This is a genomic window from Streptomyces sp. NPDC042364 (assembly GCF_056437585.1).
In genome coordinates, this window is the sequence record NZ_JBWKAJ010000003.1 from 130,030 (window position 1) to 146,153 (window position 16,124).

Annotated in this window: 12 protein-coding genes and 1 pseudogene; 9 read left to right on the forward strand and 4 right to left on the reverse strand. The window is 71.8% G+C overall.

Going from position 1 to position 16,124, the window contains the following annotated elements:
- Positions 1-3 precede the first annotated feature (3 nt).
- Together AC067N_RS07130 and AC067N_RS07135 are read right to left on the reverse strand one after the other, a co-directional pair.
- On the reverse strand, positions 4-825 hold the full coding sequence (locus AC067N_RS07130) for an Fpg/Nei family DNA glycosylase (RefSeq protein WP_478677888.1): 822 nt from the start codon (positions 823-825) through the stop codon (positions 4-6).
- 165 nt (positions 826-990) lie between these two features.
- On the reverse strand, positions 991-1,476 hold the full coding sequence (locus tag AC067N_RS07135; RefSeq protein ID WP_478677889.1) for a ribose-5-phosphate isomerase: 486 nt from the start codon (positions 1,474-1,476) through the stop codon (positions 991-993).
- 274 nt (positions 1,477-1,750) lie between these two features.
- On the opposite strand from AC067N_RS07135, the gene AC067N_RS07140 reads away from it, so the two are divergent.
- Positions 1,751-3,208 (forward strand): amino acid permease, encoded by a 1,458-nt coding sequence (locus AC067N_RS07140; RefSeq protein ID WP_478677890.1) that lies wholly within the window; start codon positions 1,751-1,753, stop codon positions 3,206-3,208.
- A 73-nt stretch (positions 3,209-3,281) separates the two neighbouring features.
- On the opposite strand, the gene AC067N_RS07145 is transcribed toward AC067N_RS07140, so the two are convergent.
- A complete protein-coding gene (locus AC067N_RS07145; protein WP_478678285.1) occupies positions 3,282-5,801 on the reverse strand; it encodes a serine/threonine-protein kinase in 2,520 nt (839 codons plus the stop codon).
- Between the two features lie 335 nt (positions 5,802-6,136).
- On the opposite strand from AC067N_RS07145, the gene AC067N_RS07150 reads away from it, so the two are divergent.
- Together AC067N_RS07150 and AC067N_RS07155 are read left to right on the forward strand one after the other, a co-directional pair.
- Positions 6,137-6,841 (forward strand): cell wall protein, encoded by a 705-nt coding sequence (locus AC067N_RS07150; protein WP_478677891.1) that lies wholly within the window; start codon positions 6,137-6,139, stop codon positions 6,839-6,841.
- Between the two features lie 211 nt (positions 6,842-7,052).
- Positions 7,053-8,363, forward strand: coding sequence for an FAD-binding oxidoreductase (locus tag AC067N_RS07155; RefSeq protein WP_478678286.1), 1,311 nt, complete (start codon positions 7,053-7,055; stop codon positions 8,361-8,363).
- A gap of 27 nt (positions 8,364-8,390) precedes the next feature.
- Here the strand turns inward: AC067N_RS07155 and AC067N_RS07160 are convergent, their stop codons facing one another.
- The gene (locus AC067N_RS07160) at positions 8,391-8,966 is read right to left on the reverse strand and encodes a biotin transporter BioY (protein WP_478677892.1); all 576 of its coding nucleotides are present in this window, start codon (positions 8,964-8,966) and stop codon (positions 8,391-8,393) included.
- A gap of 473 nt (positions 8,967-9,439) precedes the next feature.
- Between AC067N_RS07160 and AC067N_RS07165 the strand changes: the two genes are divergently transcribed.
- The 6 genes and pseudogenes from AC067N_RS07165 (at position 9,440) to AC067N_RS07190 (ending at position 16,043) form a co-directional block, all read left to right on the forward strand.
- A complete protein-coding gene (locus AC067N_RS07165; RefSeq protein ID WP_478677893.1) occupies positions 9,440-10,690 on the forward strand; it encodes an ROK family protein in 1,251 nt (416 codons plus the stop codon).
- A gap of 254 nt (positions 10,691-10,944) precedes the next feature.
- Positions 10,945-12,009: an ABC transporter substrate-binding protein gene (locus AC067N_RS07170; RefSeq protein ID WP_478677894.1), complete on the forward strand. Its 1,065-nt coding sequence runs from the start codon at positions 10,945-10,947 to the stop codon at positions 12,007-12,009.
- A 5-nt stretch (positions 12,010-12,014) separates the two neighbouring features.
- Positions 12,015-13,007 (forward strand): ABC transporter permease, encoded by a 993-nt coding sequence (locus AC067N_RS07175; RefSeq protein ID WP_478677895.1) that lies wholly within the window; start codon positions 12,015-12,017, stop codon positions 13,005-13,007.
- Entirely contained in the window at positions 12,983-13,762 is a 780-nt protein-coding gene (locus AC067N_RS07180) for an ABC transporter ATP-binding protein (protein ID WP_478677896.1), read from the forward strand. The genes AC067N_RS07175 and AC067N_RS07180 overlap by 25 nt, the downstream gene beginning before the upstream one ends.
- A gap of 142 nt (positions 13,763-13,904) precedes the next feature.
- Positions 13,905-15,260, forward strand: coding sequence for an LLM class flavin-dependent oxidoreductase (locus AC067N_RS07185; protein ID WP_478677897.1), 1,356 nt, complete (start codon positions 13,905-13,907; stop codon positions 15,258-15,260).
- 12 nt (positions 15,261-15,272) lie between these two features.
- A pseudogene (locus AC067N_RS07190) lies at positions 15,273-16,043 on the forward strand (TauD/TfdA dioxygenase family protein).
- Positions 16,044-16,124 lie beyond the last annotated feature (81 nt).

Below are 16,124 nucleotides of genomic sequence, written 5' to 3' on the forward strand. Positions count from 1 at the left end.
CCGTCAGCCGTGCTGGCAGGTCGGGCACCAGAAGAGGTTGCGGGCGGCGAGACCGGCGGTGCGGATCTCGCCGCCACAGATGTGGCAGGGCAGACGGGCCCTGCGGTACACGTACACCTCGCCGCCGTGGTCGTCGACGCGGGGCGGACGGCCCATGGCTTCCGGGGTGTGTTCCGGGCGGACGGTGTCGATGCGGTTGTTGCGGACGCCCTCGCGCATGAGGGCGACGAGGTCGGCCCAGATCGCGTCCCATTCCGCCGGGGTGATGTCCTTGCCGGCGCGGTACGGGTCGATGGCGTGCCGGAACAGGACCTCCGCGCGGTAGACGTTGCCGACGCCCGCGATGATCTTCTGGTCCATGAGGAGCGCGGCGATCGTCGTACGGCTGCGGGAGATACGGGCGTACGCGAGGGCCGGGTCGGCGTCCGGGCGGAGCGGGTCCGGGCCGAGGCGGGCGTGCACGGCCTGCTTCTCGGCGTCCGTGATCAGGGCGCAGGTCGTGGGGCCGCGGAGATCCACGTACGACGTGTCGTTCCGCAGGCGGAGACGGACCGTGTCGGTGGGCGGGGGCGCGGGTGCGGGGCCGAAGTCGACCTTGCCGAAGAGGCCGAGGTGGATGTGGACCCAGTCCTCCGCGTCGGGGGCGCCGAAGTGGAGGAAGAGGTGCTTGCCGTGGGCCTCGGCGGCGGTGAGCGGGGTGCCGGTGAGGAGGGCGGCGGCGTCGGCGAACTTGCCCTGGGGGCTGGTGACATGGGTGGCCGTGCCGTTGCCGAAGTGGGTGAGGTAGTCCTCGGCCAGGCGATGAATCGTGTGGCCTTCCGGCACGGGGCCCTCCGGGGGTGGGGCGGGGCGCCTGGGAGTGGGGGGCGCGGGGGGCGTTGGCGGGTGCGGGTGGGTGGGGGTTGTTCGCGCAGTTCCCCGCGCCCCTGAAGGCTGGGCCTGGCGGCCAGCCTTCATCCTGAATGCCCGCACCCCGAGTTGTCAGGCGTCCTACGGCTGGGGGTGGTGCGCCGGGATCGGCGGGAGGTCGCCGGTCGTCTCGTACGCCGCCAGCATGTCGATGCGGCGGATGTGACGCTCGTCACCGGAGAACGGCGTGTTGAGGAACGTCTCGACGAACTTGGTCGCGTCCTCCTGGGAGTGCATACGCGCCCCGACGGCCACGACGTTGGCGTTGTTGTGCTCGCGCCCCAGCGCGGCCGTCTCGGCGCTCCACGCGAGCGCGGCCCGCACCCCGGCCACCTTGTTCGCGGCGATCTGCTCCCCGTTGCCGGATCCGCCGATGACGATGCCCAGGGAGCCGGGGTCGGCGGCCGTGCGCTCCGCCGCGCGGAGGCAGAACGGCGGGTAGTCGTCCTGGGCGTCGTAGATGTGGGGACCGCAGTCGACGGCCTCGTGACCGGCGGCCTTCAGCCACTCGACGAGGTGGTTCTTGAGTTCGTATCCGGCGTGATCGGAGCCGAGGTAGACGCGCATGGTCCGAGTGTGACACGCCCGTTCCGTCGCGGCGCGATGGGGGGCCGGGCCTCATAAAGAGTGAGCCACACCACGGAACCTCAAGTAAACCTCAAGTAACAATCTGGATTCAAAGGTTCAGGATTGCTTTCACCTCCGATTCACTGGACCGATCTTTACGGAGGCTCACGCGGCACCCCGGCCGCCTCTCGTGTCCCGCTCTCACGAGAGTCATCGGGGGAATGCGTGGGCAGACGCACGGAAGTCCCCACGACGGCGCAAAGGAAACTCCCCCATGACCTCGCAGCCGACTCTGCCGGCCGACACCGGCACAGGCTCCTCCTCTCCCCCCTCCCCCGGCCTCCACGCCGGTCTCAAGAACCGCCATCTGTCGATGATCGCGATCGGAGGTGTGATCGGGGCGGGTCTCTTCGTCGGGTCGAGCTCCGGTATCGCGACCGCCGGTCCCGGCATCCTGCTGTCCTACGCCCTGGTCGGCACGATGGTCGTGCTGGTCATGCGGATGCTCGGTGAGATGTCCGCGGCGAACCCCACCTCCGGGTCGTTCTCCGCGCACGCCGACCGTGCGCTGGGGCGCTGGGCCGGCTTCTCGATCGGCTGGCTGTACTGGTTCTTCTGGGTCGTCGTCCTGGCGGTGGAGGCGACCGCGGGCGCGGTGATCCTGGAGGGCTGGATCCCGGCGATACCGCAGTGGGGCTGGGCTTTGATCGTCATGGTGGTGCTGACCGCCACCAACCTGGTCTCGGTGGGCTCCTACGGTGAGTTCGAGTTCTGGTTCGCCGGCATCAAGGTCGTCGCGATCGCCGCGTTCATCGTGGTGGGCGGGCTGGCCGTGTTCGGCGTGCTGCCGGGTGTGGAGGCGGAGAAGGCCGGTCTGGCGAACCTGACCGACCACGGCGGGTTCCTGCCCAACGGTCCCGGCGCCATCCTCATCGGCGTGCTGCTGGTGGTCTTCTCGTTCATGGGCAGTGAGATCGCCACGCTCGCCGCCGGGGAGACGGAGGACCCGCAGAAGGCCGTCACGAAGTCGACGAACAGCATCATCTGGCGTATCGGCGTGTTCTACCTGGGCTCGATCTTCGTCGTGGTCGCCCTGCTGCCGTGGAACGACCCCTCGATCAAGGAGAAGGGTTCCTACGTCGCCGCGCTGGACTCGCTCGGGATCGCCCACGCGGGGCAGATCATGAACTTCATCGTGTTGACGTCGGTGCTGTCCTGCCTCAACTCGGGCCTCTACACGGCCTCCCGGATGGCGTTCTCCCTGGGCGAGCGCGGGGACGCGCCGCGGTCGTTCGGGCGGACCACGTCGCGGGGCGTACCGATGACGGCGATCCTGGCCTCGGTGGTCTTCGGCTTCGTCGCGGTGATCTTCAACTACTTCTTCCCCGAGGGCGTGTTCCTGTTCCTCGTGAACTCCTCCGGCGCGGTCGCCCTGTTCGTGTGGCTGGTGATCTGCTTCTCCCAGCTGCGGATGCGCAGGATCATCGAGCGCGAGACCCCGGAGAAGCTCGTCGTGAGGATGTGGCTGTACCCGTATCTGACGTGGGCCACCATCGGGCTGATCCTCTTCGTCCTCGCGTACATGCTCACCGACACGGAGCACGGCAACCGGGAGATCCTGCTGCTCTCGCTGCTGGTCGCGGCCGTCGTCGTCGGCATCTCCCTGGTCAAGGAGAAGATCAGCGGGCGGACGGCGGACGCCACGGCCGAGGTCGCCGACAAGGTGCGGTGAACGGCTCGCCCGCGGTTCCTCGTGGGCGGTGCGCGGTTCGTTGCCGGTGATCGGCGGTTCGTCGAGAAGGGCTTCACAGGGGTGTGAAGCCCTTCTCGACCTTTTTGTAGACGGGGAGGGCCCGGTCCTCGATGTCGGGGTGGTACCAGGTGGTGAGCTGGTAGGACTTGCCGCCGGTGTTGAAGCCCAGGGAGCGGACGTGCCACGGGAGTCCCTGGGCGGTGACGGTGTACTCCCAGACGACGGCCGGCTTGCCGCGGAACTCGGTCTCCGCCAGGCGGATCCTTTGGTAGCCGGGGCCCTTGCCGGTGCTCTCCTCCTTCTTCTTCCACTGGTCCATCAGGTCACCGCGGGCGAGGGATGCCTTGCCGACGATCTCCTGGCGGCCGTCCGGCGAGGTGTAGTGGACCTCGGCACCGGCATGCACCTCGCGGGAGAAGCCGTCGGGCGGGACCCAGGCGAAGACCCCGGCCTCGGTACGGGCGCCCGGCGGGAGGGTCGGAGGGCGTGAGGTGCCGGCGACGGTGGGGGACGCACTGGACTTCGTCGAGGGGGGCGCCTGCTTCCTGTAGTCGGACGATGCGCCGAGCGTCGGCACGAGCACGGCCGCGAGGACTCCGGCCACGGCCGCCCCTGCGGCCGCGGTCAGCACCGTACGGCGCCTGCTCCGCCGGGGTTCGGCGGGTCTGGCCGGGATCGGGGGGCCGAGCAGGTCGCCCGGGGGCGCGGGTGCGGGCCGGGGCCGGGTGGGGAGTTCGGGGGTGTTCGGGGACGGTGCCCCGCAGGAGGCTTCGGGTTCGTGATCCGGCTCCGGCGGCGTCTGGGAGGCGTTCCGCTCCGTCGGCGTCGGCCGGACGGGGGCGGGCGTCCCTACGAGTGTGGGTTCGTGCAGGGGCTGCGACGGGGTCACCGGGGTCTCCTCGACGGCCTCCTCCGTCGCCGCCTCCGGGCTGTCGGGCCCCGGCTGCCCCGCGGCGGCCTCGGCGTCCTCCCCTGTCCCGTCCGGAGGTTCCGGGACGACCGTCCCGACGACCGGCGGTCCCGGACCGAGCCTCCCGGTCTCCCGCGGATCGGTGGCGTCCGCCCCGGCGGCCCGCGGGTCGGCTCCGTCCCTCCCGGCCCCCGGTGGACCGGCTCCGGCCGTCCCGGCGGCCCGTGGGTCGGCTCCGGCCGGTGCCGCGACGCGTGGACCGGATCCGTTCCTGCCGGCGGCCGGTGGACCGGCGCCGTCCGCCCCGGCGGCCCGTGGACCGGATCCGGTCGTCCCGACGACCTGCGGGTCGGTGCCGTCCGCCCCGACCGCCCGCGGACCGGCTCCGGCCGCCCCAGCCCCCCGCGGACCGGCGCCACCCGTCCCGACCACCGGCGGTTCCGGACCGAGCCTCCCCGTCCCCCGCGGATCAGCGGCGTCCGCCCCGACCGCCCGCGGACCGGCTCCGGCCGTCCCGGCGGGCCGTGAACCGGCGCCACCCGTCCCGACCACCGGCGGTTCCGGACCGAGCCTCCCCGTCCCCCGCGGATCAGTGGCGTCCGCCCCGACCGCCCGTGAACCGGCTCCGGCCGCCCCGGCCCCCCGCGGACCGGCGCCACCCGTCCCGACCACCGGCGGTTCCGGACCGAGCCTCCCCGTCCCCCGCGGATCAGTGGCGTCCGCCCCGACCGCCCGCAGACCGGCTCCGGCCGTCCCAGCCCCCCGCGGACCGGCGCCATCCGCCCCGGCGACCCGCGGACCTGCTCCGACCTCCCCCGCGACGCGCGGATCGGCGCCCCGGGGCTCCGGGGTTGCACTCCGTGCGGCCGGGGGCTTCGGGGCGGGCGCTCCCGTGGCTGGGGCGGGTGGGGGCGTCGCGATGGTGTGGAGGGCTGCCGTCAGTTCGGCCAGGCCGGGGCGTAGGCCCGGTTCCTTTTCCAGGAGGGCGGCGAGGACTTCGCGCAGGTCTCCTGCCGAGGCCGGGAGTTCGGGCTCCTCGTAGAGGACGGCGTGCAAGGTGGCGAGGGTCGTGGCGCGGGAGAAGGGGGAGCAGCCGCCGAGGGCGGCGCAGAGGGTGGCGCCCAGGGACCAGAGGTCGGAGGGCGGGCCCTGGGGGCGGCCGGAGATCCGCTCGGGGGCCATGTAGTCGGGGGAACCGACGAGCATGCCGGCCATGGTGAGGGCTTCGGTGTCCTGGATGGCGGCGATGCCGAAGTCGGTGAGGACGACGCGGCGGCCACCCGCGCGCCGGACGAGGACGTTGGCCGGTTTGATGTCGCGGTGCAGCACGCCCTGCGCGTGCACCTGCCCCAGCGCGTCGACGAGTTCGAGGCCGATGCGGGCCGTCTCGCGCACGTCCAGGGGGCCGTCCTCGGACACCAGCCGCTCCAGGGAGCGTCCGTCGACCAGTTCCATGACGATCCAGAGCCGCTCGCCCTCGTCGACGACGTCGTAGACGCGGACGACATGGGGGTGGTCGATGCGGGCCGTGGCCCTGGCCTCCCGCAGGGTCCGCTCGCGTCGGGTGCGGCTGTCCTCCGGGTCGAGGCCGTCGATACGCATTTCCTTGACCGCTACCTGTCGGTCGAGCATTTCGTCGGCGGCGCGCCACACCCGCCCCATTCCGCCCTGGCCAATGCTTTCGACCAGCGTATAACGGCCGGCCACCACAAATCCCGGCTCACCGCCCCTCGATATTCCCGGCACCCCCATGCCCCCCTTCGAACGACACGTGCCCACATCCGCAACAGCCGAACCGAAAAGTCGCGCATTGGTCACACTTCTCGCCGCTCCAGCATAGTGGCGAGAAATCTTGTGGTACCTCTTCAATGGCCGTGAATTCAGGCACGGCCAGGGGGACGCAAGGGGGATGGAACATGAGTTCTCGTCGTGGGACGGCCAGGACGCACAGGACGGCCGTCGCGGGGTCGCTGCTCACCGCGGCGTTCTCGTCGGTGATGGTCCTCGGCTTCACGGCCTCGGCGGATGACGAGGGGGGACTGAGTGATCACGGCGGAAAGGCAGTCGACGCGGCACCGGCGGGCGTGAAGCTGTCGACACTGCTGTCCAAGGAGATCAAGGTCGACAACAGCTCCCAGGAAACGGAGATCACCGGGGTCGTGAAGAACGAGGGAAGCAAGGCGAGCGGGAAAATCCGCCTGCTCGTGGTCGGTTTCGACGGTCTGACGGTCAAGAATGTCGAAGGCTGCACGGAAATCACGACGGGCGATCTTCCCGACGGGGCCAACAGTGGTTTCGCCTGCGCGATCGACGATCTGGCGGCCGGAAAGTCGAAGACTTATGCGATCGACGCCACGTACGACCTGAAGAAGAGGGGAAACATCTGTCTGCCGGTGCAGAACGCCGACGGCTCGAAGACGTTCTGGCAGCAGGGACCGGTGCCGTTCGGCACGACGAACCAGTCGCCCAACGAGCCGGCCACTCCGCTGCTTCTCGGCACCGACAACAGCCCGGTCACGCCGGGCGGCGGTGACGGAGGCGCCGGGGACGGCGGGGACGGCAAGGACGACAGGCCCGAGCAGTTGCCGCAGACCGGTCCCGCCGACCGGGTCCTGCCGTTCGGCATGGTCGGCGCCGCGCTGATCTCGGCCGGTGCGACGGGCCTGTGGTGGAACCACCGGGGCGCACGGCGGGAGGTGTGACGCGTCGGCAGATGACCGGCGGTGCGCCTCACCCGGCCCCTGGGTGGTTCGCCGTGTCCGCGGAGTGCCTCCGCGGTGCGTCCGCCCTCGGCCACGGAGGCACCGTCTGCGTCCGGGGCCCGAAAACCTGACGGAAGGTGTCATGTAATCCGGGCACAGTCTCCGCCGCAGGAGCGACCCACGGCGGAGGAGACCCTTGAACGTGCGAGAACTGAAGGCGGCGGGCCGGCTGGTGCTGGTGCCCGGTGACGCCGGCTACGAGGAGGAGGTCGCCGGATTCCAGACCGGGTTCGCCCGGCGGCCGGACGTGGTCGTCGGGGCGTCCTCGACCGCCGACGTGGTGGCGGCCGTGACGTACGCGGCCGGAGCGGGGCTGCCCGTGGAGGTGCAGGCGACCGGGCACGGGACGCCGGGGCCGTACGAGGGCGGCATGCTGATCACGACCCGGCGGATGGACGGCGTGAGCGTCGACCCGGTGACGCGAACCGCCCATGTCGGGGCGGGAGTCCGCTGGGGGCAGGTCGTCGCGGCGGCCGGGCCTCACGGCCTCGCCCCGCTCAACGGCTCGTCGCCGGGGGTGGGCGCCGTGGGCTACACCCTGGGCGGCGGACTGGGCATCCTGGCCCGGGAGTTCGGGTACGCGGCGGATCATGTGCGCGCGCTCGACGTCGTGACCGCGGAGGGCCGGGCACGACGGGTCGCTCCCGAGTCGGAGCCCGGGCTGTACTGGGCGCTGCTCGGCGGCGGCCACAGGCTGGGGATCGTCACCGGGATGGAGATCGGGCTCGTACCGGTGGCCCGGCTCTACGGCGGCTCGCTCTCCTTCGACGGGCGCGAGGTCGACCCGGCGGCGGTGCTGCGGGCGTACGAACGCTGGACGCGGACCGTGCCGGACTCGCTGACCTCGTCGTGGGCGGCGGTTGCGTACCCGGACGCGCCCGGGCTGCCGGAGCGGCTGCGGGGACGGTATGTGATCTCGGTCCGGGTGGCCCACACCGGCGGCGACGGGGACCGGCTGGTCGCTCCGCTGCGGAAGGCGGGGCCCGTGTGCGCGGACACACTGCGGGAGATGCCGTACGGCGAGAGCCACACCATCCACAACGACCCGGATGTGCCGCACGTCAACCACGGGGACAGCGCGGTGCTGAGCGAGCTGGATGTCGACGCCGTGGCACGGGTGCTGGGGCGTACCGGGCCGGGGGCGGACGCGATGTGCGTCGCGCAGGTCAACCATCTGGGCGGGGCGCTCGCGAAGGGCGCGCCCAACGCGGTGCCGTACCGGGACGGGAGGTTCCTGATGCGGCTGGTGGCGATGGCCGGGCGGGAGAAGGCCCGGACGATCCTCGACCCGGCGTTCGCGCTGCTGAGCCCCTGGACGCTCGGGCGCACGGTCAACTTCGCGTTCGGGGCGGGCGATCGCCCGGACGGGCTGCACGACGCGGAGACGCGCGAGAGGCTCGCCACGGTGAAGTCGGAGTACGACCCGGCGAGCCTCTTCTGGGGCGGTGGCGTCACGGCGTGAGCGACGCCCCCGCCGGGGGTCACGACGTCACTTGCCGAGCAGCTTCCACGCGGTGGGCAGCGCGCCCATCGCCAGCGCGGCCTTGAGGGCGTCGCCGATCAGGAACGGGGTGAGGCCGACCGCGACGGCGGTGGTCAGGGTGATGTCGGCGGTGGCGGCGAGGTAGGGGACGCCGACGGCGTAGATGATGGCCTCGCCCACGAGCATCGTGCCGGCCATGCGCGGCACGGAGCGGTCGGCACCCCGGCGGGCGAGGGCACCCACGGCGGCGGAGGCGAGGATCATGCCGAGGATGTAGCCGAAGGAGACGCCGACGCCGGAGGTGCCGTTCGCGAACCACGGGACACCGAGGAGACCGGCGAGCGCGTACAGGGCGAGGGAGGCCACACCGCGGCCGGCGCCGAGCGCGGTGCCCACGAGCAGCGCGGCGAAGGTCTGGCCGGTCACCGGGACCGGGGAGCCCGGCACGGGCACGGCGATCTGCGCGGCGAGTCCGGTGAGGGCGGCGCCGCCGGCCACCAGCGCGATGTCCCGTACACGGGAGGCGGGAAGCAGGTCGGCGAGGACCTGACCGGTGCGGGCGGGGGCGACGGCCGTACTCATGGGGACTCCGCGAGGGTTGAGGGTGAAGAAGGGTGTACGTGGCATCGAACACGGTGACGCTATCCCAGCGGTCATGAACAGGACACCGTCAGCCGTCCACAAAGGAGGGAACGACCGCGTGGTGGGCTTTCGACAATGACCTTGGGTTACACCGGGCGCGGCGTGACGCCGGTCACGAGGTGGAGTGGCTTTCGCCACGCTTGCAGGACCCGTCGGATCTGTAGGGTTTCACCAATCGGGTGGTGGGGATGGACAGGTGCCGTCTCGCCCGTCGGTCGCCGTCTGGGCAGAGGTTGGCCGTTTTGCTAGCTTCGAGCGCATGGTTGCCCAGGCCCGGTACTTCTCGTCGCGTCGCTACGTCGACCTGCGACGCGTGGGCACGGCCACCTGTCGCCGCCCCGGGTGAGGCGGCTCCGGCGCGCCTCCCCTCTCACGACGGCGCAGTGTCGGACCCGTACCCGAGGATGATCGCGATGCCCAGTACCGCGGCAGCACCCACTCTTCCCCTTTCCGTTCCCCGTCGCTCCCCTGCTCCCTCCCCCGCTCCCTCCCGTTCCTCTCCCGTGCCCCGCGCCGCCGACAGCGACCGGCGGCGGACCAGTGCCAGCGTCGTACTGCGGTCCGTGCTGGAGCACGGACCGGTGGCGCGCAGCACCATCGCGCGGGTGACGGGGCTGTCGCCGGCCTCGGTGACCGACCACTGCGCCGGGCTGGCGCGGCTGGGTCTCATCCGCGAGGCCGAACCGCCCCGGCAGTCCAAGGGGTCCGGGCGCCCGCACGTACCGCTCGACCTGGACGGCTCGCGGTTCGCGGTGGCCGGGGTGCATGTGGCGGTGCCCTACACCACGGTCGCGCTGCTCGATCTGCGCGGACGGGTGCTGGCCCAGCGGGAGATGAAGCACGCGGGCACCACCGATCCGGCCGTGGTGCTGGCACGCGCCGCCGAGGGGATCGCGGCGCTCTCGGCGGACCTGCCGGGGCGCCGGGCCCTCGGGGTCGGGTTCGCGGCCGGCGGCTGGGTGGACCGGGAGACCGGGACCGTGGTGGAGCATCCGATGCTCGGCTGGCGCGAGGTGCCGGTGCGGGAGGTGCTCGGTGCCCGCACGGGGCTGCCGGTTCATGTGGACGGGCACGCGCGGGCGTTGGTCGGCGCGGAGCGGCTCTTCGGGCGGGCCCGGGGCAGCCGGAGCGTGCTGCACCTGTTCGCCGGGAACGTGGTGGACGCGGCGTTCGCGACCAACGACGAGGTGCACCACGGTCCGCGCTCCCAGTCCGGGGCGATCGCCCATCTGCCGCTGCCCGGCGGCACGGAGCCCTGCGACTGCGGGCGGACCGGCTGCCTCCAGGCGGAGTTGAGCGAGCGGACGCTGTGCCGGCGGGCCCGGCAGGCGGGCGTCATCACCGGGGTGAACCCGACGCATGTGGTGGACGCGGCCGCCGGCGGCGACCCGGTGGCCGTACGGCTGCTGGTGGAGCGGGCTCGGTCGGTGGGGCGCGCCGTGGGGTTGCTGCTCGACGTGCTGAACCCGGAGACCGTCGTCGTCACCGAGATCGGGGTCGTCGCCCGCGAGGACTGTCTCGCCGCGCTGCGGGGCGCGGTCGCGCACGACCGGGCGGCGGACGTACGGCCGACGAGCTTCCCGAACGCCGTGCCGGCCACGGCGGGCGGCGCGGTGGCGCTGGACGTGCTCTATCGCGATCCGCTGGCCGCCGCGTCCCGGTGAATTAATTCAGAAACTCCGAATGTTGACAGCCATGACGCGGGACCGGGAACATCATTTCCATGCTTCTCACGACCTGTCGCACCCTCTGTTGCTGACACGTTGACGCGCCCCGGGCGCGTTCTTCCTCCTGTGTGGACGCCCTCTTCTCCGGCCTTCTCCCGCAGTGAGTTCTTCCTTTCCGGCGTCCCCTCGCCGTGATTTTCCGTGTGCGTTCCGGCATCGCACTTTTCCTGTGAACCCCAGGGGGTCCTCCCATGCCTTCCTCCGCCCTGCCCGGTCTCGACCGGCGCCTCTTCCTCACCTCCCTGCTCGGCGTCGGCGCCGCCGCCGTCGGGCTGAGCGGCTGCGCCGACAGCAGCGCGGCGACCGCCGACGCCGCCGCGGACACGCCGCTGGCGACCAAGGTCCCCCCGGGCACCCGCCTGAAGATCGCCTCGTTCCAGGACCAGCAGCAGCTGCAACTGAAACTGGCGGGGCTGGACGATCTGCCTTTCAAGGTGAGCAGTTGGGCGAACATCGGGGCCGGCCCCGATGTCATCAACGCCTTCCGCTCGGGTTCCCTGGATGTCGCCAACAACGCGGGAATTCCGCCGATCCAGGCGCATTACCAGGGTTACGACGCGAAGATTGTCGCGATCAACATCACCCGCAAGCCGAACTATCTCTTCGCCACCAAGCCCGGCAGCGACATCGGCTCCGTCAAGGAATTCAAGGGCAGGAAGCTCGCCTTCTCCCAGGGTCAGGCGCAGGGTGTCGTCCTGCTGCGGGCGTTGAAGAAGGCGGGGATCGCGTACGACGACGTGAAGCTCGTCCCGCTGACCAGCAACCAGTTCCTGACGGCCCTCCAGTCCGGCCAGGTGGACATCGCGCCGCTCGGCAACCAGCAGGCGCCCGCCTATCTCCAGCAGTACGGGGCGAAGGGCGCCCGCACCATCACGACCGACGTGGTGGACCTGCTCAACCTGCTGTGGGCGCCGACGTCCGTGCTGGCCGACTCGGCGAAGGCCGCGGCGGTTGCCGCGTACATCCCCTACTGGGCGAAGGGCGCCGTCTGGCAGTACGAGCACCCGGAGATCTGGAACGAGGAGTTCTACGTCAAGACGCAGAACCTGACCGCAGCCCAGGCCGAGTCGATCAGCGATCTGGCGAACAAGCCGCTTTTCCCGCCCCGTTGGGACGAGGCCATCAGGTGGGAGCAGGAGACGGCGGATCTGCTCGCGGAGGGCGGCTTCGTGAAGAAGTTCGACGTCGGCACGCTCTTCGACCGCCGCTTCGAAGCCATCGCGGCGAAGTCCGTGCCCGCGGAGTACCGGAGGTGACGGCCATGACCACCAGCGCCACGAGAACAACGACCACCACGAACACCACGTCCACCACGAGTACGGCGAGTACGGCGAGTACGGCGAAGAGGGCGAACGCGGCGGGTTCGGCCGACACGGCCGGGGCCACGGCGGACGAGGTGACCGCGCAGGACACGGTCGCCGCGCCCGACGCGGTCGGCCCGCCCGTCCCCGTCGCGGAGGCGGCCCAGGTCCGCAGGCGTCGCCGGCTCTCCCCCGGCAGGCGGCTGCCCGCCTCCCGGCTCGTCGGCCCGTTCCTCTTCCTCGCCCTGTGGGCTGCGGCCTCCGCCGCCGGGCAGCTGGACCCGGCGGCGATCCCCGCCCCGTGGACCGTGCTGGAGACCGGTGTCCGCCTGTGGACCGACGGGACCCTGCCCACCGACGTCCTGACCTCGCTGCGACGGGCCGGGGCCGGGTTCGCGATCGGGCTGACCGCCGGGATCGCACTCGCCCTGGCCTCGGGGCTCAGCCGGGTGGGCGAGGCGCTGATCGACGGGACGGTGCAGCTGAACCGGGCGATTCCGACCCTCGGCCTGATCCCGCTGTTCATCCTCTGGCTGGGCATCGGCGAGACCTTCAAGATCGCGATCATCGCCATCGTCGTCTACATCCCGATCTATCTGAACACGCATGCCGCGCTGGCCGGCATCGACAGCCGCTTCGTGGAACTCGCCGAGGTGCAGGGCCTGTCGCGGCTCCGGTTCGTCCGGGAGATCGTCGTCCCCGGCGCGCTGCCCGGCTTCTTCGTCGGACTGCGGCTCGGGGTGACCGGCTCCTGGCTGGGCCTGGTCGTGCTGGAGCAGATCAACGCCACCAACGGACTCGGCTACATGATGTTCCAGGCCCAGAACTACGGCCAGAGCGACGTCATCCTCGTCGGCCTGGTCGTCTACGGGATCTTCGGCCTGGTCTCCGACAGCGCGGTCCGTCTCATCGAACGGAGGGTGCTGTCATGGCGACGCACACTGAGCAGCTGACGACCACCGGCGCGGCGGCGACCGCCACGGCCGAGCGGAGCGCCGTTCGGCTGCGGGGACTGACCCGGTCGTTCGACGGGCGGGCGGTCCTCGACGGTATCGACCTCGACATCCCCGCCGGGCAGTTCGTGGCCCTGCTCGGGCACAGCGGCTCCGGCAAGAGCACCCTGCTGCGGGCGGTCGCGGGCCTCGACCACGAGGTGACGGGCAGCGGCGGGCTCACCGCGCCGCAGCGGGTGTCGGTGGTGTTCCAGGACTCCCGGCTGCTGCCCTGGCGGCGGGTGCTGGACAACGTGCTGCTGGGCACCGAGGGCGAGGAGAAGGGGCGGGCCGCCCTCGCCGAGGTGGGCCTGAAGGGCAGGGAGCGCGCCTGGCCCAACGAGCTGTCCGGCGGTGAGGCCCAGCGTGCCGCGCTCGCCCGCTCCCTCGTCCGGGAGCCGGAACTGCTGCTGGCCGACGAGCCGTTCGGCGCGCTGGACGCGCTGACCCGGATCAGGATGCACGCCCTGCTGCGGGAGCTGTGGGAGCGCCACCGCCCCTCCGTCCTGCTCGTCACCCACGACGTCGACGAGGCGATCGTGCTCGCCGACCGGGTGCTGGTGCTGGAGCACGGCCGGATCGGCCTCGACCTGGCCATCGACCGCCCGCATCCGCGCTCGTACCGCGATCCGCTGCTGGGCGAGTACCGGGAGCGGCTGCTGGCCGCGCTCGGGGTGACCGAGAGCCCGGACGGGTCCACGGAGGCCGGCCGGTGAGCGCGGAGGACCGGCCGGCCGCCCGCCATGGACCAGTGGCGGCCGCCGAGGACCGGGCGGCGAGCGCCACGAACCCGACAGGGACCGCCGAGGACCGGAAAGCGACCGCGGAGGACCACCCAGTGACGTCGAAGGACCACCGATGACCACCAGACAGCTTCACCTGAACGCGTTCCTGATGAACACCGGCCACCACGAGGCGTCGTGGCGGCTGCCCGAGAGCGACCCGTACGCGCATGTCGAACTGGACCACTACGTCCGGCTCGCGAGGACCGCCGAGCGCGGCACCTTCGACTCGCTCTTCCTCGCCGACAGCCCCCAGCTGTGGGGAAACCTCGCGCAGCGTCCCGCCGGGGCACTGGAGCCGCTCACCCTGCTGACGGCCCTGGCGACGGCGACCGAGCACATCGGTCTGATCGCCACCGCGTCGACCTCCTACAACTCCCCCTACAACCTGGCCCGCAAGTTCGCCTCCCTCGACATCATCAGCCGGGGCCGGGCGGGCTGGAACATCGTCACCACCGCGGGTGCCGAGGCGGCCCGCAACTTCGGCCTGGACGCCGAGCCCGCCCACGCCCAGCGGTACGCCCGGGCGGCCGAGTTCCTCGATGTGGCGCTGAAGCTGTGGGACAGCTGGGAGGACGACGCCATCGTCGCCGACAAGGCGGCCGGCGTCTGGGGCGACGACGCCAAGATCCATCCGCCCCGGCACAAGGGGACGTACTTCAGCGTCGAGGGCGCCCTCAACGTGCCGCGCTCCCCGCAGGGCTACCCGCTGCTCGTGCAGGCCGGGTCCAGCGAGGACGGCAAGGAGTTCGCGGCCCGGTACGCGGAGGCGGTGTTCACCGCCCAGCAGACGATCGAGGACGCGCAGGGCTTCTACGCCGACCTCAAGGCCCGTACCGCGGCGGCCGGCCGCGACCCGGATCACATCAAGGTGCTGCCCGGCATCGTGCCGGTGCTCGGCTCCACCGAAGCCGAGGCGCTGGCGAACGAGCAGGTGCTGGAGGACCACATCGTGTACGCGCACGGGGTGGGCCGTCTGGAGGCGCTGCTCCAACTGGACCCCGGGACTCTGGAGTTGGACTCGCTCCTGCCGGACGGTCTGCCGCCGGAGAGCGCCGTCGAGGGCGCCAAGAGCCGCTACACGCTCGTCGTCGAACTGGCCCGGCGCGAGCGGCTCACCGTACGGCAGCTGATCGGGCGGCTCGGTGGCGGGCGCGGCCATCTGACCTTCGCCGGGACGCCCGAGCAGGTCGCCGACGAGATCGAGACCTGGTTCACGCGGGGCGCCGCCGACGGCTTCAACATCATGCCCGCGGTCCTGCCGTCCGGCCTGGACGCCTTCGTCGACCACGTCGTCCCGATCCTGCGCGCCCGCGGTCTGCTCCGCACGGAGTACGAGGACGGGCCGCGCCAGACCCTGCGGGAGCGCTACGGCCTCCCGCGCCCCGCCAACCAGTACGCCGGCCCCGCCCGGGAAACCGCCCTCGTCTGAAAGGACCCGCACATGTCCGACCTCCAGATCCGCAAGATCAGCGGGAACATCGGCGCCAAGGTGGCCGGGGTGGACATCGCCCGGCCGCTCGACGACGGGACGGTCACCGCGCTCCGGGAGGCCCTCAACGTCCACAAGGCCCTGGTGTTCGACGTGGTGAACCTCGACGACGAGAGCCAGCAGGCGTTCGTCCGCCACTTCGGCGACATCACCACCGCCCATCCGACCGTGCCGTCCGTCGACGGCACCCCGAACGTCCTGCCCGTCGACAGCGAGCGGGGCCGCGCCGCCAACCACTGGCACACCGCGCGGTGCCCGAGGAGGCCGTCGACGAGCAGCGGGCCGCCGCCCGCGCCCAGTTCACGTCCGTCAAGTACCGCACGGTCCACCCGATCGTCCGCGTCCACCCTCCCCCACTTCTCGGCTTCGCTCGAAGCGGGGGGACCCCCATCCGGCGAACGCGGGCTGTTCATCGGCGGGTTCGCGCAGCGGATCGTCGGACCGCCGCCGGGCGAGTCCCGCAAACTCCTCGACCTGTTCCAGGCGTACGTCACCCGCCCGGAGAACGTCCTGCGCCACCGCTGGTCGGAGAACCAGCTCGTCATCTTCGACAACCGCATCACCCAGCACTACGCCATCGACAACTACGACGGTCTGCCGCGCCGGCTGCACCGGGTGACCGTCGCCGATGACGTGCCGGTGGGCGTCGAGGGGAAGGAGAGCCACTCCATCGAGGGGGACGCGGCGCACTACACCCCGGCGGCCGCCTCCGTAGCCGCCTGACCACCCTGCGTGCCGGACGCGTCCGGATAGCGGACGGCCCCTTCGTGCGCACGGAGGGGCTGTCCAGACTGTGGGCGTTTT